The sequence below is a fragment of the Devosia sp. Root413D1 genome, from assembly GCF_001425235.1.
GTDB lineage: Bacteria > Pseudomonadota > Alphaproteobacteria > Rhizobiales > Devosiaceae > Devosia_A.
Genome location: NZ_LMEA01000009.1, coordinates 409,908 through 430,600, shown reverse-complemented (window position 1 = coordinate 430,600; position 20,693 = coordinate 409,908). Strand labels below are relative to the sequence as shown.

Genomic DNA, 20,693 nt, shown 5'->3' with positions numbered 1-20,693 from the left:
TCAGTCCTTCACTCAGAATCCTTCGTAGCGACCGTAAAGGTTCGGCATCAGGCCGACCAGCGCCTTGAAGCGATTGAAATCGCGGTTGGAACTCCAGCCGGTTTCAGCGATGGCCGAGAGGCGCGGGAAGACCAGGCGGTCGAACACGGCGCGATCGGTCATCGGCTCGGACCAGATGCAGGCCTGGACGCCGAGCAGCTTCTTCCGCTCGGTGTCGCTCCAGCCGGCAGTCGGCTCGAAGCTGTAGGCTTTTTCCGGTGACGACCAGCCGGCCCAGGCGGCGCCACACTCGTGCCAATCCTCGGTATTGGCCATATCGAGATAGTAGGCCTGGCCTGGGGCGACGACGACCTCGTAGCCCTCGGCAGCGAGTTGCTGGCTGCCCTCGGTGGTGCGCCAGCCGACCAGATAGCAATTGGCCTTGTCGATGCCCCCGCCATGCGAGGCTTCTTCCCAGGCCCCGGTCAGCTTGCCCTTCGAGGTAAGGTAGGCCTGCAGGCGCTGCAGGAAGTGGGCCTGCAGCGGCGCGGCGCCGGTGACGCCGAGCTTCTGCCGCATCTTGTTGGCGGCCGGCGAGGAGTGCCAGGCATCCTCGGGCACTTCGTCGGCGCCGACATGGAAGTAGCGCGAGGGGAAGAGCTCGACCATCTCGTCAATGATCGCCTCGACCACGCCATAGGTGGCTTCGACCGCGGGGTTGAGGCAGTTATTGGGGAAGCTCTGGATCGAATAATACGGGGCATTCTCGCCCGGATCGCGCAGCGCCGGGATGGCCTGCAGCATGGCGTAGCAATGGCCCGGCATATCGATCTCGGGCACCACGTCGACGCCGAGCTCGGTGGCGAAGCCGACAATGGCGCGGATATCCGCCTTCGAATAGTAGCCGCCAGTACGCTCCGGACCCGAGCCGAGCAGCGGCGGGACGGGCATGCCGTAGCCGCGCCAGGCGCCCTTGCCGGTGAGCTGCGGATAGGCGTCGATCTCGACGCGCCAGGATTCGTCGTCGCTCAGGTGCCAGTGCAGCACATTGAGCTTGTTCCAGGCGAGGATGGCGATGAAGCGCTCCACCTCGTCCTTGGCGTAGTAGCGGCGGGCGACATCGAGATGGCTGCCGCGCCACACCATGGCCGGCGCATCCTCGATGCGGCCGCTGGTGGGGAAGTTGAACTGGCGCAGGTGGATACGGGCGCCACGCAGGATCTGGCCCAGTGTGATCAGGCCATAGAGCAGGCCGGTTTCGGTTTCGCCGACGATGCGAGCCCGGTCGGTGGAGAACTCGATGGCATAGCCTTCCTTGCCGCCGGCGCCGGCGACCAGCTCGACCGGAAAGCCGCCTTCATGGGCGGGACGGACCAGCCCTTCGCCGGGGAACAGCTTGTCGGTCAGCTTGCCGAAGGCGGCAGCAGCGGATTTGCCAATGGCCGAGGCGATCGGCGCGAGGCCAGCGGGCGCGGTGCGGCGGCCGGAAACCGCCACATCCTGCGGCCAGGGGACGATCGACACCGGCACCGGCGGTTGCTCGGGCACCTCGAAGATGGCGGTGCCTTTCTTCCGCAAGGTGTCGCTGCCCTCACGCCGGGTCGGCACGGTGCGCAGCGAGCGCGTCGTGCCGTCGGCGAGAACGAGGAAGCCGGTGGTGGCGCCATCGGTCCAGTGGCGGATCGGATAGTCGAGCTTCAGCACGTCGATGGTCCAGCTGGCGCCGGGAGCGAGAACGAAGCCGCGCTCGGGCGCCAGCTCGCAGAAATTGGAAAGCTGGTGCACCACCTTGGCGCCGACGATCTCGGCATCGTCGCTGACCCGCGCCGGGCCGGAAATGCCGAGCCGGAAATCGCGCAGCGCCTCGCCCGTATCGTTGGTGAGCATCAGCCGGTAGCGCGCCGCCACACCTTCAGCGGCCGGACGCCACTCGGTTGCCAGCGTCAAACCATCATACCAATCAGCGACCATTTGAATACCACTCCCTTGCGTGAGGAGTTCTAGAGCATTTCCCCGTTGCAGTGAAACGCCGAAAGCTCCGGATTTTCGATTTTGTCGACTTTTCCGGAAAGCGCTCAGTCGACTCGACCGCGGGCCGCAACAGGAACCACTTCGCGAACCTCGTCGCCGGAGATCAGCGTCACGCTGTCGAAGAGGTTGGAGATGACGCAGGCATGGTTGGGGATGATGCGCAGCCGCTCGCCGATGCGCGGCCAATCCGAAGCGACCGGCAGCTCGATGACGCCGTGCTCCTCGGAGAGCCCCTTCACCGTGAGATCAGTGCCCATGACGAGGCCGAAGCCCTCCATGCCGAGGAGATCGGAGGTCAGCGACTTGGAGCCGGCATCGATGACCACGCGGGTGGCAGTGGGCCGGCTGACCACGGTGACGAGAACGCTGAGCGCGCAATCGTCGAGGCCGGCCGCCCGCTCCTTCACCTGGAAGCGATCGTAGTAGATGTAAGTGCCGGGGCGCCGCTCGGTGACGGGCGCAGCAGCGGGGGCCCACATGTCCGGGCTGTTGCCGGAGGAGACGCGCGACACGGCGATACCAGCTTCAGCGAACAGCGCCACCGCCTCGCTGAGCCAGGCGTTGGATTTCTCCACCCCGTGCAGCGGCGGATAGGTCATCAGGCCACCGAAACGCAGACCGGGGGCGGGCGCGATCTGACGGGCCAGCGCCAGCGCCTGGGCCGGCGTCTGCACGCCGCATCTACCGCCGCCGGAATCGCATTCGATCAGCACGGTCAATGGTTTGCCGGAGGTGAAGGTCGCGGCATAGCCGAACAGCGTGTCGGGGCTGTCGGCTGTGACCGAGAGGGTGACGCGCTCGTTCAGGGCCTTGAGCCGCGCCAGCTTTTTCGGGCCGAGGATATTGTAGGGCAGGAAGATATCAGCGATGCCGGCATCGGCCATCACCTCGGCCTCGCCCAGCTTCTGCACCGTGATGCCGACGGCGCCGAGTTCGACCTGGCGTTTGGCGAAGCGCGGCAGCTTGTGGGTCTTGATGTGCGGGCGCAGGGCATAGCCTTGCTCGGTGGCATGTGCCTGGGCCCGCTGCAGATTGGCCTCGACGCGATCGATGTCGATGAGGACGGCGGGAGTATCGAGGTCGGCAATGGTCGGCATGACGCGGGCTCCAGGGAATGGCGCGTCACTTCGCCCGGAGCCGGGTGGGAATGCAAGGTGGGGACGCTAGCTGCCTGCCGTAGGCGTCCAATGGCGCTGTGCACTCGCCCTAAGGACGAAACCGATGATCTCGGCCACCGCTTCGTAGAGCTCGATCGGGATCTGCTCGTCGAGTTCGACGCTCGCCAGCGCTTCGGCGAGCGGGCCGTTGGCCTCGATGACGACACCGGCCTCGCCGGCCACCTCGACGATGCGGCGGGCCAGTTCGCCCCGGCCCTTGGCGATGATGCGCGGGGCATCTCGAGTGCCGCGCTCATACTCCAGCGCGACGGCGAGGCTGACGGGCTTTGGGGCGTCGCTCATCGGGCGCTGTCCAGCAATTGTCCCGGGGCGCGGGCGGCGGGCTGCGGCGCGCTGCGGCGGACCCGCACGGAAGCGACATCGAGGCCGTGGCGGGCCAGCGCCGGAGCGAGCTCGGGCAGCATCGCCTCGAGCGCCTCGGCCGTGGCCGGGTCGGCGGCCCACAGCCAGACGTTGGCGCTGCGGCCCAGCAACGCCACCTCGGCGCCGACTTCGCCAGTGGCGGCGAAGTTGAGCGCGAAGCGCATGCGCCAGCCGCGCTCGGCCGGGCTGCGCTTGTGCTTGCCGTCACGCTCGACCAGCAGTTGCAGGATGCCGGTTTCGGCGCCGAGCTGCATTGGCACTTCCACCCGGAACTCGGCGGCTGGGGCCGCGATATTGGGGCGGGCGGCGTCGCCGGGGTTGGAAGCCAGCTGCAGCAGCTTTGTGCGCGACAGCGCCGCATCGGCGTGACCGAGCAGCTGCCGGGCCGTCTCGACGGGTTCTTCAGCCAAAGGCGGTGCGGGCTGGGTGGAAGGGGCACGGACAGGCTCGCCCTTCAGCGGCGGGGGCGGACGGCGCGTCACCGGAGCGATCGCCTCGACTTCGCCGCCGAGGAAGCCGGAGAGCGCCGAACGCAGCTGCAGCAGGGCGGATTTGGCATCGGTGGGGGTGCGAGTGCCGGGCTCGGTGATGATGCCGGTGCGCAGCACGGCGTCGCGAAGCGATTTGCCGTCGGGCGGGACGCGGTTGAGGTCGAGCCGGGTGCCGAGCAGCATGGCGATGGCTTCGAGGGCGGGACGCGGCAGTGCCGCAGCGGTGGGCGCGGCGAGTGTCGCAAGCCGGACGATCAGCGGCAGGACGCTATCCTGGCGCGCCGCGGCCTGGACGGGATCGGCGAGGATCTGGGCGAGTAGCGGAGAGGCGGGCAGCGACGCCGGGCGTGGGGTCGATATCGGTGCTGCGAGCATTGGCGGTACGACTGTGGGCGGTGCCAGCGCGGTCGCTGGGGCCGCTGCCTGAAGTGCGGGGGTTGGCAACGCCACGGCGGATACGAGCTGCGGCGCACCGGCCGGTGCCGGACCGCTTGCGACAACTGGCGTAGGCAACGTGGTGGCCGCGGGTTGCGAGATCGGCGGCGGTGTCGGACTGCTCGTCGTGGGGGAGTTGCTCGCAGGGACGGTCGGCGCGGACGGAGGGAGTTGGGCGATCGCGGGCTGCGTGGAAACCGCAACCGGCGCTGGCGGCGTCGAGACGGCGGCAGGTGTGGTCGGTTGGTTGAGCGGCGGGACTGCCGTCGACGCTGGTTGAGCCGGCGCTGCTGGGGCGGGCGCGGTTCGCGGCGCCGGCATTGCCGGGGCTGGAGCTGATGGCAGCGTTGGCGTCGCCACAGCTGGCACCATGGCAGCCGCCGCCTGCTGAACCGACGCGTGGGGAACCGGCGGGGGCGCCGCGGGCGCGGCTTGTAGCGCCGGGGTCGCCGGCGGCTGAGCGGCCGGGATCGGCGGCTGAGCCTGGGTGGGGGTTGGCAGCGCCGGGGCAGCCGGAGAAGCGGATGGGGTCGCCGGCATTGCCGCAGCCGGTGAAGCGCCGGGCGGTGGTGGCGCGGGAGGTGCGGGTTGCGCAGCCGACGGAACCGGTGGAGGCGGCGCCGTTGTGGCGGCAGGCGGTGGTGGCAGCGGCGGCAGCGCTTGTGGCGCTGGCGGAGCCGGCTGGGCAACTGCAGGTTGCGGCTGCACGTTGACAGTGACGGCAGGCTGACCGGTCGGCGTCGGGGTGATCTTCAGGGTCACCGCGGTGTTGACCGGCAGCGGCGTCTCGAGCTTCAGCACGAAACTCTCGCCGCCGGCAGTGAGCTGGGTCAGGCCGCCGGCGAGTTGCGCGGTGACCTTGGCGTCGATGCTCTGGCCGAGGCGGAGGATCAGCGCGTCGAGGCTGGCACGCGCCAGCTTTACCGCAGCCAGCGCCGGGTCGGCGGCGGGCTCGGTACGGCCGATCAGTTGCAGCAGCGCGGTGGCGACATCGGACATGCCGCCACCATGCAGGGAGTCGGGTTAACGGGAGTTAACTTGTGCCTCGTCAGCCCGCCGGTGGTTGCGGACCCCCACCCCTGTCCCCTCCCCGCAAGGGGGAGGGAGACCCTCACACCAGCATCTCAGCATGCGTCTCCCTCCCCCTTGCGGGGAGGGATCAAGGGTGGGGGGCGGCCTCCACCGGCGCTGGTGAGACCTCAGTGATGAGCCCCCTTCATCTCGCGCAGCTCTTCGACCGAGCGGACCACCTTGCGGGCGGCGCCGGCCCAATCCCTGGTCTTCACCGTGGCCTTTTCCAGCCGGGCCTTGGCGGCGGGGACGGCGTCGGCATATTGCGGCAACCACTGGGCCTGGGCGACCACCATTTCGTCGACCATCTGCCAGACCTCGTCGGGGGTGCAGATGGCGCCGACCAGTGGATCGTGCAGCACGGCGAGCTTCAGCATGTCGATATTGCCGGTCATCGCCGCCTCGACACTCATGCGCTGCACGGAGATCGACACCGAGCAGGTGGCGGCGCAGGCGATTGGCAGCTCGATGCCCTCGACCATGTTGATGCCGAAGCGATCGACGAAGCCCGGGCTCTCGATGATCGCGTCAGCCGGAAGGTTCTTGATGATGCCGTTGTTGCGGCGGTTGAAATGGCCGCGATAGGTGCGGCCGGTTTCGCGCGCCTCGATGATGTAGCTGGCGTGCTCGGTGGTACGCTTATGCTCCGACAGCGACTTGGTGGCTTCGGCCTTGAACTTGGGGAAATCGGTCTCGAACCAGTTCCGGCGTTCAGTCGAGTGGCGGAGATAACCGCCGGTTTCGCCGTGGATCCAGTCGCTCATGTCGATCCAGCGCGAGATCTCTTCCGGGCGCTTGCGGTACCAGGGCAGGTATTCGCTGAGGTGACCATTCGACTCGGTCGAATAGACGCCGAAGCGCTTCAGCACGTCGATGCGGACCTTTTCCTGCTTTGCATAGACCGGGTGCTTTTCGAAGCCGGCGATCAGCTCGTCCGCCTCGATCTTGCGGCCCTTGGCGCGGATGTCGATGTACCAGGTCTGGTGGTTGATGCCCGAACAGACATAGTCGAGGTCGCGGTCATCGACGCCGAGCACCTGGGCGATCTGGTGGGCGCCATGCTGCACGCCATGGCAAAGCCCGACCACGTCCACGCCGCCATAGAGATCGGCGGCCCAGGTGTTCATCGCCATCGGGTTGGCGTAGTTGAGGAACAGCGCACCCGGCTCGGCGACCTCGCGGATATCCTTGCAGAAATCGAGAATGACCGGGATGTTGCGCTGGCCATAGAGGATGCCGCCGGCGCAGATGGTGTCGCCGACGCACTGGTCGACACCGTATTTCAGCGGGATGTTGACGTCGGTGGCGAAGGCCTCGAGCCCGCCGACGCGGACGCAGCTCATGATGTAGCGCGCGCCTGACAGAGCTTCGCGCCGGTTGGTGGTGGCGGTGACCTTGGCCGGCAGGTTGTTGACCGCCACGATCGACGAGATGATCTGCTGGATCATGTCGAGGTTGTGGGCGTTGATATCGGTCAGCGCGAACTCGACATCGGCGAATTCCGGCACCTTGAGCAGATCCGAGATCAGGGTCTTGGTGAACCCGACCGAACCGGCGCCGATGATCGCGACTTTGAACGACATGGCGTTCCTCCCCTTTGAATTGGGCTCCATCTAGCGGCAAGGCGGGTCGAGGGTGTAGAGGAAAGACATGCGATCGCGGGTAATTTCATGCTGTCCGACCTGATTGCCCATGGGCACAAGATCCAGGCCATCGCGCCACCGCGCGGGCCGCTGGGCTTTCACGTGATGGCCACCGGCGCCGGCTTCGAGAAGCGCGTCAACGAGGTCTATAACTGGGAGGGCCTGAAGCGCGGCGACGTACCGTTCGTTATCATCCAGCACACCATCGCCGGGCGGGGCGAGCTCGACTATGCCGGGGCCCGGCACGTGCTGCTGCCTGGCTCTACCATGGTGCTGAGCTTTCCGCATGCCAACCGCTACTGGCTCGATCGGGGCCAGACCTGGGAGTATTTCTGGATCGGCGCCAATGGGCGCGAGGCGCTGCGGCTGATGCGGGCGATCATCGATCTCAAGGGACCGGTGGTGACGCCGGGAGCAGGCGCGGTCGACCGCATGGCGGAGGCCTGCGTGCGGCTGATGCGATCACCCGAACTGCTCAGCGGCGAGGCCTCGGCCGCGGCGTATGACGCCATGATGGCGCTGCATGACGGGTTGTTCGGCGCGACGCCGCTCGCCAGCAATGTGGCGCCGCCGATCGCCCGGGCGCAGAGTTTTGTCGCCGAGCACCTGGGCGAGCCGCTGGGGGTGGACCGGCTGGCGCGCGTGGCCGGGCTGAGCCGGGCGCATTTCGTCAGGCGTTTTGGCGGCGAGACCGGGCAGAGCCCCTCGGATTTCGTCTTCGCAGCACGGATGGAACGGGCAACCCGGCTGCTGATCGCCACCGACCAGCCAGTCGCCGCCATCGCCGCGGCAACCGGATTCGCCAATGGGAACTATTTCGCCAAGGCGTTCCGGCGGCTCAACGGCATCTCGCCGAGCGACTATCGCTCCGCTGCTGCGGCGGGGCGCTGAGGGCAGGCCTTGTACTTAGCGTAGATTAGGAGTTGCTTATCCATTGCTGCCTAGCATGATAGTCGCCCGAACTATCCGGTTCCGAGGCCCCGATGGTTGTGAAGCGGTCTCCCGTCCAGCACGTCGCTCGCCCCGAGCCACCGGAATCGCTTGCCGCGTTGGTGGCCGCCAACGAGCGGCTGCAGCGCTTTGCGGCGGAGCTGGCAGGGGAGCAGCAGCGGGCCCAGGTGGAGCGCAGCTGGCTGCGCACCATGATCGACCAGGTGCCCGACTATCTCTACATCAAGGATAAGGACGCACGCTTCGTCATTGCCAACCGCGCGGTGGCGGCGGACCTTGGGCATGGCGATCCCAATACCCTGATCGGCAAATCCGATCTCGATGTGCATCCGCCGCAGCTGGCGCGGCGCTACTACGAAGATGACATGAGCGTCATCCGCGGCGAGAAGGCGCTGATCGACCACGAGGAATATGTGGTCCGCCCGGACGGCACGCAGCTCTGGCTCTCGACCTCGAAGCTGCCGCTGCGCAACCCCGAGGGTCAGATCATCGGGCTGGTGTGCAGCGCCCGCGACATCACCGAGCGGCGGCGCACCGAAGCGCATATCCATTTCCTCGCCTACCACGACTCGCTGACCGGGCTGCCCAACCGGGCCCAGTTCGAACGCGACCTCGCGGCCCTTGCCGGGCGGGCAGCGGAGGGCGTGCCGGCGACGCTGGTGCTGATCGACCTCGACCGGTTCAAGCACATCAACGACACGCTGGGGCACGTGGCGGGCGACGACCTGCTGCGCCAGCTGGCCAACCGGCTGTTCCAGCTGGTGGGGCCGGCGGGGACGCTGGCGCGGGTGGGTGGCGACGAGTTCGCAATCCTGCTCTCCGGGCCTGCGGCAGGCGCGGCGGAATCGCTGTGCCGGGCGATCCAGTTGCAGTTCGGGCGGCCGTTCCGGCTGTTTGACGATCCGGCGTTCATCACTGCCAGCTTCGGCATCGCACCATGGCGGCCGGGATCGGACGCGCTCAGCATGCTGCGCGAGGCCGACATCGCGCTCTACGAAGCCAAGGCGCGCGGCCGCGGGCGCTGGGAGGTGTTTACGCCGCCGATGGCCGAGACGGTCGAGGAGAAGCGGCGCATCGAGCAGGATCTGCGCCGAGCCCTCGACACCGGCGGCGAGTTGACCCTCGAATACCAGCCGATCTTCGCTGCGGACGGCCGCACCGTGGCGGGCGCCGAGGCGCTGGTGCGCTGGGAGCACCCGGAGCGCGGCCGGCTGGCGCCTGATGTGTTCATCGGCGTGGCGGAAGAACGCGGGCTGATCGAGAAACTCGGCGAATGGGTGCTCGAGGAGGCCTGCCGCATGCTGGCGCGGACGACAATCCCCTGGGTGGCGGTGAACGTCTCGCCGGTGGAACTGAAGAGCCGGCGCTTTGTCGATCGGGTGATCGAGCAGCTGCGGCTGCTCGGCATCAGTCCGGCACGGTTGCAGCTCGAGATCACCGAGGGCGTGCTGCTCGATACGTCGGAAGCCACCGAGAGCGGGCTGACCCGGTTGCGGGCAGCAGGTATCCGGCTGGCGCTCGACGATTTCGGCACCGGCTATTCGTCGCTCAACTACCTCAGGCGCTACAATGTCGACAAGCTGAAGATCGACCGCTCGTTCGTCGGCCAGCTCGGCCAATCTACCGATGCCGAGGTGATCGTCAGGACCATTATCGACCTGGCGCGGTCGCTGAACATGAAGGTGACCGCCGAGGGCGTCGCCACCGAGCAGCAGCGCGATTACCTGATGGCGCGCGGCTGCCACGAGCTGCAGGGGTACCTGTTGTCAAAACCGCTGCCGCTCGAGGCGTTCCTCGAGTTCACCGGGATCGCGGCTTAGGACTAAGCGTTTCGTTGAACCACCGGCCGCAGTGCGCCGCACCCGTGATGGTCCACGCTCTCGCCTCCTCCAGCGGGTGTCATCCCAGCGAAAGCTGGGACCCCTTTCGCAGCCCGAGCCAGCGGTGAGTTGGGTCCCAGCTTTCGCTGGGATGACATCGAGTGGGGGGACCAGGTGGTGCCCCCCAAGGGCGCACTAACTCCCAAGTATCCTCCGCGCCCGGGCAACAATCGGGGCGTCGACCATCCGGCCATCGAGCTGGAAGGCGCCGGCATGCTCCGCCGCAGCGGCGAGAACGCGCTGGGCCCAGTCGCGCTCGGCGTCGCTCGGCGAGAAACCAGCGTTCAATACCGCGACGGCGGAAGGATGGACACAGGTGGCGCCATCGAAGCCATGCGCCTTGGCCTCGGCGGCGGCAGCGGCCAGCGCTTCGAGATCGGTGTAATCGGCGCTCGATTGCAGAAGGCCGAAGCTGAGCTTCTTCTCCGCCTTGGCGGCGTAATGCAGCAGCAGTTTGGGATGACGCAGGACCTCGGGCGTCGGCGTGGCGCCGAGCTCGGTGGCGAGATCCTCGCTGCCGAGCAGCAGGCCGATGACGCGGTGATTGGCGGCAATGACGCGAGCGTCGAGCAGCGCGGCGGCGCCCTCGATCAGGGCCAGGAAGCTCATGGCGGGGCGGCCGAGCTTAGCCTCTTCGGCGCGCAATGCGCCGGCGAGAGCATCGAGCGCGGCGGAGGAACTGGCTTTGGCCACCATCACGCCGGTGGCGCCGGCACGGCAGGCCGCGAGCGTATCCTCGCGCTGGCGAGCACCGGAGTTGATACGGACGAAAACCGCGGCGCCGTTGCGGCTGACGGCAGGAACCGTGGCCGCGAGGCTGGCCCGCGCCGCATCCTTGTCAGCCTCCGGCACCGCATCCTCGAGGTCGAGGACAATGGCGTCGGCGCCGCGCTCATGCGCCTTGGCGACGAAGCGTTCGGAATGGGCCGGAACGTAGAGGAGGGAGCGGAGCTTCATCCAAGTACCGTAGCAGGATCGACGCCGGCTTCGCGCAACACTTCGGCGGTGTGCTCGCCGAGGTCGGGCGCCGGGCGGCGGAAGGTGCCGGGGGTTTCGCTGAGGCGCGGCAGGATGTTGTGCATCGGCAGGGCGCCGAAATCCTTGTCTTCGACATCGACAATGATGCCACGGTCAATGAAATGCTGGTCCGCGGCGATATCGGCGATCGAATAGATCGGGCCGACGGTGGCGCCGGCCTCGCGCATAATGGCGAGCGCCTCGTCATGGCCGTAACGCAGAAACCATTCGCCGACCGCCGCATCGACGAGGTCGCGATGCTTCACCCGGTCGGAGTTGGTGGCAAAGCGCGGGTCGCTGTTCATTTCGGGCTTGCCGATCACCTCGAAGATGCGACGGGCGACCTGCGGGGTGGAGCCCGAGAGCGCGACATACTTGCCGTCGGAACAGCGATAGACGTTGCGCGGCGAGGCGGTGTTGGAGGCGGAGCCGGAACGCTCCTTGACCTTGCCGGTCACCTGAAAGATCGCGGCTTCCGGACCGAGCACCGAGTACATCGGTTCGAGCAGGCTGAGATCGATGACCTGCCCCTTGGCCTTGCCCCGGAAGCGCGCGAATAGCGCCGTGACGGTGGCGTTGGCGCCGTAGACCCCGGCGATCATATCGGCCAGCGCCAGCGGCGGCAGCACCGGTTCGCGATCCGGAAAGCCGGTGCGGTAGGCAAAGCCGCTCATCCCCTCGACGATGGTGCCGAAGCCGGGGAATTGCGCGTAGGGGCCGGTCTGGCCGAAGCCGGAGATACGGACGACGATGAGGTTGGGGTTGGCGACAAGCAGCGCGTCGGGCGCGAGGCCCATCTCCTCGAGCGTGCCGGGGCGAAAATTCTCGATGAAGACGTCGGCGGTCGCGAGCAGCGCCTTGAGCGCTGCCATGTGCGGGGCTTCACGCAGGTTGAGCTGCACCGAGCGTTTGTTACGGCCGTAGGTCTTCCAGTAGAGCGAGTGCCCGTCATCGCGCCACTCGCGCAACGGATCACCCTGCGGCGGCTCGATCTTGATGACGTCGGCGCCGAAATCGGCGAGCTGCAGCGACAGCATGTTGCCGGCGACGAGGCGGCTGAGATCGATGACCCGGATGCCATCGAGCGGGCCGGTGGCGAGGGGGTTGAACTGCAGGGTCACAGCGTGTGGCTCCCCCCTCCCAACCTCCCCCACAAGGGGGGAGGTGCCGATCGAGTTGTTGGCGCGACGGTGCCCCACGCACCGGCAGACACCTCCCCCCTTGTGGGGGAGGTTGGGAGGGGGGTGGCCGCACGCACCAGCATCAGACTTCGACCACTTCCAGCCGCGCCACAGTCATCCGGCCGGCCGAGGCCATGCGCAAACCGGCCTGGCCGTAGCGGAACTGACCGTCGGTCGCCGAAACGAGCTCCTTGCCGTCGACGCTGAGCGTCAGCTTATCGCCCACCACAGTAAGCGCCAGCTTGTGCGCCTCGCCCGGCTTCGCCGCGAACGGCGCCCGCGCCAGTACCGTCGTGCCATGGTCCTGCTTCAGGATTACGGCTTCGCCATTCTCGAAGCCGGCCGCATAGAAGCGGGACGTGCCCTGGACGCGGGCGGCGACGAGGTGGGATTTGCCGGCGAGCGGGGTCAGGTCGGCGCTGACGGTGACGTCGCGGAGATAGCCATTGCCGGTCCAGGCGTCGGCGTCCTCGGCGGTGTGGGCGTGGATGGCGCCGTCCTGCAGCGACCAGTGGCCGCGGTTCCAGGTGAAGCGGGTGATGCCGCCCCATTCCTGCTTTTCGGTGCTGGGGTCGATGGCGAGCCTGCCCTTCCCCGACACCGAGAACTCCGCGAGGTAGAGCCGGCCGAGGAACTTCAGGCGCCCAAAATACTCGACCAAGACGCCGATCTCGTCGATCGCCTCGTCGCCCTCGGGGATCACGAACTCGTAGTCCTGCCAGCCCGCGGAGCTCGGGACGTGCCAGGCGCCGGTCTCGACGATCTCGCCGGAAATGGCGCGGCGCACATAGGGGGCGACGCGAAGGTTACCGTCACCGTTCCAGGGGTCGAGCTGCAGTTTGAACTTCACCGTCTGGCCGGCATCGGCGAGCGGAGTGAACATCGGGCGGTAGCGCTCGTCGTCGAAATCGGCACGACGGTAGAACGGCTTCCAGAAGATGCGACCGCCCTGCCCGCGCTCGAGCCGATCGAGCAGCACTTCGAGCGCGCCGCGCGAGTTGGGGCCCTGCTTGCCGGTCGCCGACTTCACCTCGATCTGGTTGAACGGCTCGGTGCGGAAGGCATGCGTGGCGCCCGGCGCGTCGAAATCGAAGCGCACGCCACGGCGCTCGAAATCCTCGACCCACGGCGCCGGCGGCTCCTTGCCGTCGAGGCGGAGGGCGAGGACGGTGAGCTCGCGGGCAAAGCTCGGGATATCGACGACGTTGAGCGTGCCGATGACGCCGGAGGCGATGACGAAGTCGTTGATGGGCTTGCGATACTTGTCCCAGCTCGGCTGTACGCCCTGGAAGGTACCGACGATGGCGCAGGCATTGCCGGCGTTACAATCGGTGTCCCAACCGGCCATCGTGGCGATCTCGGCGGTACGGGTCAGTTCGCCCGCGCCGTAGAGGATGGCCATCACGGTGACGCCGGCATTGGGGATGATGTGACAGACGCCGGGATAGCGGTCATAGCCCCAATCGGCGGTCAGCATGTCGCGGCAAAGGCGCCAGTCGGTCGGGTTGGCCTTGTGGAAGTCGATGACGGCGCGGGCGACGCGGGCGTAGGTCGAACTGGCATCGATGGTCGAGAGGCCGGTTTCGACGATCTCGTCGATGGATTTGGCGACGAAGGCCTGGGCGATGGCGGCGGCGCAGAAGCGGGCGCCGTTGAGGCCGTCGCCGTCATGGGCGACGGAAGCCGCCATGGCCGACATCTTGGCGGCACGCGTCGGATTGCCCGGGTTCACCCAGCCCCAGCTGTCGATGAAGATCTGGCCGCCGATCTGCTCGGCGACAGTGGTGCCGTTGGTGGCGATGGAGCCGGACTCCGGCGCCTCCATGCCGGATTTGAGGTTCTTGTAGGCGGTGTGCTCGGTGGAATTGCCGAAGCCGCCCCACCAGTACATGCCGTGTTCCTCGGCGGCATAGTTCAGCCAGGTGCGGCCGACATCGGCAGCGGTGGCCTTCAAGCCGTAATCGCGCAGCGCGCGGATGAAATAGACCGGGCCATTGGTATCGTCGTCGGCAGCAAAATTCTTGAAGTCACGCAGGTACTGGGTGACCTCGCCATAGGTGTTGCGGATGCGGTCATAGCTCCAGATGGTCGGCTCGACCGGCGCGCCCAGGCGGACGCCGATGGCCTTGCCGATGAAGCCGGCATAGATGCGATCGAAGATTTCGGTAGTGGTCAGGGGCATGAACGGTCCGGTGGTCAGAGATTGACGACGCTGGCGGTCGGGAGATCGGCGAGGAGGCTGTCGCGGCTGCGTTCGGCAGCTTCGCGGGCCCGCCGGTCGGCGAGAAGGATATCGGTGACGGTCGCAGTGAAGCGATCGGCAGCGGCGGTGAGATCGAGGCGGTTGGCGCTGTCGAGGGTCTGGCGGTCAGCATCGCGGATGACGCTCTCGCCGTGCAGCGCGCCCAGGATGGCGCCGGCCATGACGCCGATCGAGTCGGTGTCGCGGCCGGAATTGATGCCGTCCTCGATGGCAGTGCGGAAGTCGCCGCCATTGACCAGGGCGAAGCCGAGCGCCAGCGGCAATTCCTCGATCGAGCCCAGCCGCGACGGCTGGTAAGCCATTGAGAGCCGGCCGGCGCGGGCCTTGGTGTGGTTCACGTCGTCGCCCATCGGCGAGAACGGGGCGATGGCGGCGTGAAAGGCGGCGACCACCTCGGCGTGCTCGGCACCCTTGAGCCGCGAAGCGACTTCGGCGATGGCGCGGATCGCCTCGCGCGTGCCGTCCTTGCTGAGGGCAATGACCCGCTCGACGATCTCTTCAATGCCGATACCTGGGGTGAAGGCGGCGGCGACGGCAGCGGCGAAGGCGCCGGCGGCTTCGAGCCCGAAACTCTCCTGGTGGCCCTGGGCGAAGGCGATGGCCTCGTCATAGGCGGCCTTGGGATCACAGGCATTCACCACGCCGACCGGGGCGATGTACATGGCGGCGCCGCAGTTGACCATGTTGCCGATGCCGCCCTGGCGGGGGTCGCAATTGGCCAGCTGGTGACGCTGGAAGATCCACTTTTCGGGGTAGAACAGGCGGTCGATCAGGTTGGCCTCGCGCTGCATCTCCGGAATCCAGCGGGGGGTCCAGGCGATCTGGCGCACCATGCCGTCGGCCATGTCCCAGGCGTCGAGGTGATGGTTAGTTTCGGCGTAGATATCCATCAGCGCCAGGGTCATCAGCGTATCGTCGGTGACGATGCCGTTGCCGCGGATGCGGTGATTTCGCTGCTCGGGCGGCAGATCCATCTTGTGCCAGCGCGCCTCGAGCGAGGTGACCCGGCCATAGCGGGCCCGGATATCGGCAGCCGAGAGCTTTTCGACCGGGGCGCCGAGCGCGTCGCCCAGGGCGATGCCGTGCAGCATGGCGCGGACGCGGCCGCGAAGTGAGGTGGGCATGATGGTCTACTTCCGCTTGTCTAAATCTGTCACCGCACCCGCCCGTGGTCGTGGGAGGACGCCACGGGCGGGACGCGGTGGTCCGGGCTTAGCCGTTCAGCTTGGTCCGGGCGTACTCGTTGAGGCGGTCGCCACCGGCGGCCTTCCATTCGGCGACGAAGGCATCCCACTGGTCCATCGAGGCTTCGCCGGAGATGAACTTGTAGACCCAGGCGCGGTAGACGTTCTCGGTCGCGTCGAGGTCAGCAGCGTAGTCGGACGGCCAGACGAAGGCGTTGTCCGGCTTGAACCAGGTGGTGATGTTCTTCAGCGACTCCTGGGCGGCGGTCGACTTCCACTCCACCGGCGGCACGAAGTTGGCGGCAGCGAAGAAGCGGGCGTACCAGGTGCTCATCTTGTCGGTGATGGTGTAGGTGTCGCCGGACTTGGTGTATTCCTCGCCCTCGAAGCCCATCCGGTCCATCATCTGGCCTTCGGTCGACGCCATGAAGTCGAGGAGTTTTGCGACTTCTTCCTTGTGCTCAGAGGTGGTCGAGATGGCGAAGCCGCGGCTTTCCTTCGAGACATCAGTGGCCGAGAGCCCCTGGCCGCCCGGACCCGACGGGATCGGCAGCAGCGCCAGCTCGATCGGGGTTTCCGGATGTGCCTGGCGCATCTTGCCGCCATAGATGTCGATGACTTCTGCCGAGGAGCCGAAGATCACGCCGGCCTTGCCGGTGTAGAACTTGTCTTCCTTCACGTCGAACTTCGAGGTGACATATTCCTTGTCGTAGAGACCCTCGGCGCCGAGCTTGGCGTACCAGGTGAGCTTGGCCTTTTCGGCATCGGTGATGCGCGAGCTCACCCACTCGCCAGCCGCGTCTTTCATCCAGGTGCCGGTGATGCCGAAGGCCTGGTTGAAGATCGAGTCGAGCTCATTGGTGTTGTCGGCGGTGGTGACACCAAAAGTGTTGCCCGGGGTGCCGTCGCCATCGAGATCGGCATCGTGGATGGCCTTGAAGAAGGCCTCGTACTCATCGACGGTGGTCGGGGCCGGGATGCCAAGCTTTTCCAGCCAATCCTTGCGGATCACCGGCTGCGGGGCGCGCGGCGGATAGACATAGAGCAGATAGGGGTAGTTCTTCAGGCGCTCGACATTGTGCGGCCAGAGCGCCGCCTTGAGGTTGGGCGACTTCTCGATCCAGGGGTTCAAGTCTTCGAGGATGCCCTGGTCGGCCATCTTGGCATCGCCGCCCTGGAAGTAGATCAGGTCGGGGATATCGCCCGAAAGCAGCATGACGCCGAGTGCGTCGGCGTAGCCCGAAGACGGCAGGTCGACGATCTGGATGTCGAGATCGGTGCCCTGGGCCTTCAGCGCCGCTTCGATGCGCTCGATATGGGCGACGTCGGGCGGGTTGGTCGAGAGCAGGTCCTTGGATACCAGGCGGATCACCGTCTGGGCGCTGGCCGGCATGGCCAGCGACAGGCTGAGCGCCAGCGCCGTGGTGGTCAGAAGCAGGGTCTTAAGCATGGATTCTCCTCCGTTATGCTTGTTGTTGTTCATGGGATGGCGGTTGGGCCAGTGCGTCGGCCCCACCCCCTCCGAGCTTCGCTAAGTCGCTGACGCGACAAGCTTCGCTTGCCTCCCCCATCAAGGGGGAGGTGGGGGCCGGTGGGTTTGACGAGATGGCGCTCGCGGCTAGCGGAAGTGGATGAGGGCGAGCAGTCCCGATACCGCGAGGATCGGCAGCACCGCGAGGATCAGCGCCAGCACCAGCCAGCGACGCAGGATGGCGAGCACCAGCGCCGGGATGGTCATCATCACGAAGGGCACGATGAGCATGAGGGAGAAACCCTGGCTCATCGAACGGGTGATCAGTTCCATCTGCGGGGCGCGCAACAGGAAGTCGGCCTCGATGATGATGAACAGGGCGATCTGCAGCCCGGTGAGGACGAAGATCGTATTGCGCAGCCAGGGCGTCTTCGGGCGTACCGCGGTATCGGTCATGCGGCTCTCCCTTGCCCTCGAGCGGCAGGATGACCCGATTTCGGCCGACAATGACAGCGCAATCCATCATCCCTTCAGCGCTCCCGACATGGTGCCCTTGGTGAAGAATTTCAGGATCAGCGGGTAGATGGCGAGGATCGGCAGGATGGTGATGATGATCATCCCGGCCTTCAGCGCCTTCAGGTTGATCTGCGCCACGCCGATATTGTTGGCGGCGTTGTCGGCGCCGACGATAGCGAGCTTGTCGCCTTCGACCACGAACTGCCTGAGCACCACCTGCAGCGGGTACTTGGTCTGGTCGTTGAGGTAGATCATCGCCCGGAAGAACTCGTTCCAGTGGAAGACCAGGTAGAACAGGGCGATGGTCGCCAGAGCGGGCTTGGCCAGCGGCAGCACCACCTGGAAGAAGATCTGAAAGGCATTGGCGCCGTCGAGTTCGGCGGCCTCGAGCAGCTCCTCGGGGATCTCCTCGAAAAAGCGCACCAGGATGATCAGGTACCAGGCGTTCACCGCCTTGTAGAGGATGACGCTCCAGTAGCTGTCGAGCAGGCCCATCCGCTTCATCAGGAAGTAGTCGGGAATGATGCCTGGCTCGAACACGATGGTGACGAGGACCAGCAGAAAGATGACCCGCCGGCCGGGCAGGTTCGGCCGGCTCAGGCCCCAGGCCATCAGCGCCGTGCCGACGACGCCGATAAAGGTCGCGGTGGCGGTGATGAAGATCGAGTTGAGGATACCGCGCTGCACGTTGGGGTGCTGCAGCAGCAGCATCCAGACATCGAGCGAGAAGCCCGACGGCCAGATGTCGAGGCCGCTCTTGCCGGCGACCCGGCTCGGATCGGAGAATGACACGGCGAGCAAGTTGAGGATCGGCTGCAGCATCACCACCACCATCGCCAGCAGGGTCGTGACGATGATGGCGTACTCGATGCGCTCGAGCGGGGTGCGACGGATCGCGGTGCCACGGGGCGCGGCCATCACCAGACTCCCTTGCCGGTGAGGCGCTTCGAAACGAAATGCGCAGAGAGGATGAGGATCATGCCGAACACCGCCTTGAACAGGCCGGCGGCCGTGGCGAGCGAGTATTCGCCGGTGCGCAAACCGATGCGGTAGACATAGGTATCGAGGATATCGATCTGGCCGCGGTTCACGTCGTTGAGGAAGTTGATGACCTGGTTGAGGTCGGCCGACAGGAACATGCCCATGTTGAGAATGAACAGCGTCGCGATGGTGGGGACGATCCCGGGGATGGTGACGTGCCAGACCTTCTGCCAGCGGTTGGCGCCATCGAGCTCGGCGGCCTCGTAGAGCGACTGATCGATGCCGATGATGGCGGCGAGATAGAGCAGGCTGTCCCAGCCGGCAGAACGCCAGATCTCGGAGAACACCAGCACCCAGCGGCTGGAGTTGCCATCGGTCATGAAGGCCACTGGCTTGGCGCCAAAGAAGCCGGTGATCTGGTTCACCGCGCCATCGGACGGCGACAGGATGGCGATGAACACGCCGGCGATCACCACCCAGCTCAGAAAGTGCGGCAAGTAGATCGCCGACTGCACGAATTTTCTGAGCCGCCCGCTCCGCACCTCGTTCAGGAGCAGCGCGACGATGATCGGCACCGGGAAGACGAAGAGGATCTTCAGCGTCGAGATGATCAGCGTGTTGGCCAGTACCTGGTAGAACACCGGCGAGGCGAACAGCGTCTGGAAGTGCTTCAGCCCGACCCAGAGATTGGGCGGGATGATGCGCACCTGCTCGAATGCCATCTTGGCTTCCCAGATCGGGAAATAGTGCCAGACGAGGAAGAACAGCAGGCCGGGGGCGAGCATGACGTAGTAGGGCCACCAGCGACGAACGCTATTGGCGAAGCGCTGCGATCTGGGAACGTTCCCGGTGACGCGTGCAATGACCGTCGCGTTTTGCTCGACGCTCGACATGCTTCTAGCTCCTCCCCGCTCCTGCGACGCGCAGGGGCGTTTGTACCGTCAGATCGGCGAGTGAGCCTCGCTCTATCAGGCGGCACGGCAAATAGGTGCGACCATCCTGCGGACGACCGGCGATTTCATCGAACAGCGCCTGGGCAGCGCGGCGGCCAAGCTCACGCGCCGGCTTCTCGATGGTGGTGAGACCGGGCCAGGAGAAGGCGCCGGCCGGCACCCCGTCAAAGCCGAGAATGGAGACATCGCGCGGGCACTCGCGGCCGGCTTCGCGCACTGCCAGCATGGCGCCGAGCGCCATCAGGTCGTTGGCGCAGAACACCGTGAGGTGGCCGCTGCGCTGGCGCGCCATCAGCCGCTGCATGGCGGCATGGCCACCCTCGAAGGTATAGTCGCCATCTTCGACCAGCAGCACGGCCGGGTCGATATCACGCTCGAGGCAGTGCTCATGCACCGAACGCAGGAAGCGGGCCCGAGCCAGGCGGGATTTCGGACCAAGGATCAGGGCGGGCGCGGCGTGGCCGCGGGCGACCAGATGATCGAGGCCGAGCCGCACGGCCTGCCGGATGTCCGAGCCGATGCTTGGGGTATCGGGGAAGCGCTCGGCGCTGGAGCCGATCAGTGAAAAAGGCACCCCGAAGCGGCCGAAATCTTCGGCATTGTCGGACACCGGGTTGACGATGGCGCCCTCGACCCGGGCCTGGCGCAAGGCGCGCAGGTGGCTGGCTTCCCGATCGTGGTCCCAGTCCGATGAGAAGACCAAGAGCGAGGCGCCGTTCTCGCCGACGATATCCTGGGCGCCGCGGGCGACCTCGGCCCAGAACGGGTTGGTGATATCGGGGATGACGAGGCCGAACAGGCCCGAGCGGCCGGACCGCATGCCGACCGCAAGGTGGTTGCGCTCGTAGCCGCTGGCGATGGCGGCCTTGCGCACCTTTTCCCGGGTGGCGTCGTTGACATCAGGGGAATCGGAGAGGGCGCGTGCGGCAGTGCTCTTCGACACGCCGGCAAGCCTTGCCACATCAATGATGGTGGGCCGTCTGCCCATGCAACCCTCCCGTGCCGTTCCCGGCATCTATTGGGAACGTTACCGGAAGTTAACGCCGGAGTCTAGATGGCCCAGGATGCGTGGATTTTGGTGCTCATCGCCGGCGCCAGCCTGCTG

General features: G+C 66.6%; 17 protein-coding genes. 3 read left to right on the top strand and 14 right to left on the bottom strand.

Going from position 1 to position 20,693, the window contains the following annotated elements; translation table 11 throughout:
- Nucleotides 1-12: 12 nt before the first annotated feature.
- The 4 genes from ASC89_RS13985 to ASC89_RS28710 form a co-directional block, all read right to left on the bottom strand.
- Entirely contained in the window at nt 13-1,950 is a 1,938-nt protein-coding gene (locus ASC89_RS13985; RefSeq protein ID WP_055998746.1) for a beta-N-acetylhexosaminidase, read from the bottom strand.
- A gap of 104 nt (nt 1,951-2,054) precedes the next feature.
- Complete coding sequence (locus tag ASC89_RS13980; protein WP_055998744.1) at nt 2,055-3,107, bottom strand: D-TA family PLP-dependent enzyme; 1,053 nt, start codon at nt 3,105-3,107, stop codon at nt 2,055-2,057.
- A gap of 66 nt (nt 3,108-3,173) precedes the next feature.
- Nucleotides 3,174-3,470 (bottom strand): EscU/YscU/HrcU family type III secretion system export apparatus switch protein, encoded by a 297-nt coding sequence (locus ASC89_RS13975; protein ID WP_055998742.1) that lies wholly within the window; start codon nt 3,468-3,470, stop codon nt 3,174-3,176.
- The gene (locus ASC89_RS28710) at nt 3,467-4,417 is read right to left on the bottom strand and encodes a flagellar hook-length control protein FliK (protein ID WP_055998740.1); all 951 of its coding nucleotides are present in this window, start codon (nt 4,415-4,417) and stop codon (nt 3,467-3,469) included. The genes ASC89_RS13975 and ASC89_RS28710 overlap by 4 nt, the downstream gene beginning before the upstream one ends.
- A gap of 584 nt (nt 4,418-5,001) precedes the next feature.
- On the opposite strand from ASC89_RS28710, the gene ASC89_RS28705 reads away from it, so the two are divergent.
- Nucleotides 5,002-5,190, top strand: coding sequence for a hypothetical protein (locus tag ASC89_RS28705; protein ID WP_055998736.1), 189 nt, complete (start codon nt 5,002-5,004; stop codon nt 5,188-5,190).
- A 486-nt stretch (nt 5,191-5,676) separates the two neighbouring features.
- Here ASC89_RS28705 and ASC89_RS13950 read toward each other — a convergent pair whose 3' ends face one another.
- Nucleotides 5,677-7,131, bottom strand: coding sequence for an alpha-glucosidase/alpha-galactosidase (locus tag ASC89_RS13950; protein WP_055998732.1), 1,455 nt, complete (start codon nt 7,129-7,131; stop codon nt 5,677-5,679).
- Nucleotides 7,132-7,218: 87 nt separating this feature from the next.
- On the opposite strand from ASC89_RS13950, the gene ASC89_RS13945 reads away from it, so the two are divergent.
- Nucleotides 7,219-8,082 (top strand): AraC family transcriptional regulator, encoded by an 864-nt coding sequence (locus ASC89_RS13945; RefSeq protein ID WP_055998730.1) that lies wholly within the window; start codon nt 7,219-7,221, stop codon nt 8,080-8,082.
- Between the two features lie 92 nt (nt 8,083-8,174).
- On the top strand, nt 8,175-9,962 hold the full coding sequence (locus tag ASC89_RS13940; RefSeq protein WP_082533370.1) for a bifunctional diguanylate cyclase/phosphodiesterase: 1,788 nt from the start codon (nt 8,175-8,177) through the stop codon (nt 9,960-9,962).
- Nucleotides 9,963-10,157: 195 nt separating this feature from the next.
- Here ASC89_RS13940 and ASC89_RS13935 read toward each other — a convergent pair whose 3' ends face one another.
- The 9 genes from ASC89_RS13935 to ASC89_RS13895 form a co-directional block, all read right to left on the bottom strand.
- The gene (locus ASC89_RS13935) at nt 10,158-10,979 is read right to left on the bottom strand and encodes a CoA ester lyase (RefSeq protein WP_055998726.1); all 822 of its coding nucleotides are present in this window, start codon (nt 10,977-10,979) and stop codon (nt 10,158-10,160) included.
- A complete protein-coding gene (locus ASC89_RS13930) occupies nt 10,976-12,160 on the bottom strand; it encodes a CaiB/BaiF CoA-transferase family protein (RefSeq protein WP_055998724.1) in 1,185 nt (394 codons plus the stop codon). Before ASC89_RS13930 ends, ASC89_RS13935 begins: the two co-directional genes overlap by 4 nt.
- 142 nt (nt 12,161-12,302) lie before the next feature.
- Complete coding sequence (locus ASC89_RS13925; protein ID WP_055998722.1) at nt 12,303-14,402, bottom strand: ADP-ribosylglycohydrolase family protein; 2,100 nt, start codon at nt 14,400-14,402, stop codon at nt 12,303-12,305.
- A gap of 14 nt (nt 14,403-14,416) precedes the next feature.
- Nucleotides 14,417-15,607: an ADP-ribosylglycohydrolase family protein gene (locus ASC89_RS13920; RefSeq protein ID WP_055876543.1), complete on the bottom strand. Its 1,191-nt coding sequence runs from the start codon at nt 15,605-15,607 to the stop codon at nt 14,417-14,419.
- 88 nt (nt 15,608-15,695) lie between these two features.
- Nucleotides 15,696-17,117, bottom strand: coding sequence for an extracellular solute-binding protein (locus ASC89_RS13915; RefSeq protein WP_055876540.1), 1,422 nt, complete (start codon nt 17,115-17,117; stop codon nt 15,696-15,698).
- Between the two features lie 168 nt (nt 17,118-17,285).
- Nucleotides 17,286-17,594 carry a hypothetical protein gene (locus ASC89_RS13910; protein ID WP_055876537.1) on the bottom strand — a complete coding sequence of 103 codons (309 nt, stop codon included), beginning with the start codon at nt 17,592-17,594 and terminating at the stop codon, nt 17,286-17,288.
- Between the two features lie 66 nt (nt 17,595-17,660).
- Nucleotides 17,661-18,572 (bottom strand): carbohydrate ABC transporter permease, encoded by a 912-nt coding sequence (locus ASC89_RS13905; RefSeq protein ID WP_055876534.1) that lies wholly within the window; start codon nt 18,570-18,572, stop codon nt 17,661-17,663.
- Entirely contained in the window at nt 18,572-19,528 is a 957-nt protein-coding gene (locus tag ASC89_RS13900) for a sugar ABC transporter permease (protein WP_082533369.1), read from the bottom strand. The genes ASC89_RS13905 and ASC89_RS13900 overlap by 1 nt, the downstream gene beginning before the upstream one ends.
- Nucleotides 19,529-19,532: 4 nt before the next feature.
- The gene (locus ASC89_RS13895) at nt 19,533-20,576 is read right to left on the bottom strand and encodes a LacI family DNA-binding transcriptional regulator (RefSeq protein ID WP_156384620.1); all 1,044 of its coding nucleotides are present in this window, start codon (nt 20,574-20,576) and stop codon (nt 19,533-19,535) included.
- Nucleotides 20,577-20,693: the final 117 nt, after the last annotated feature.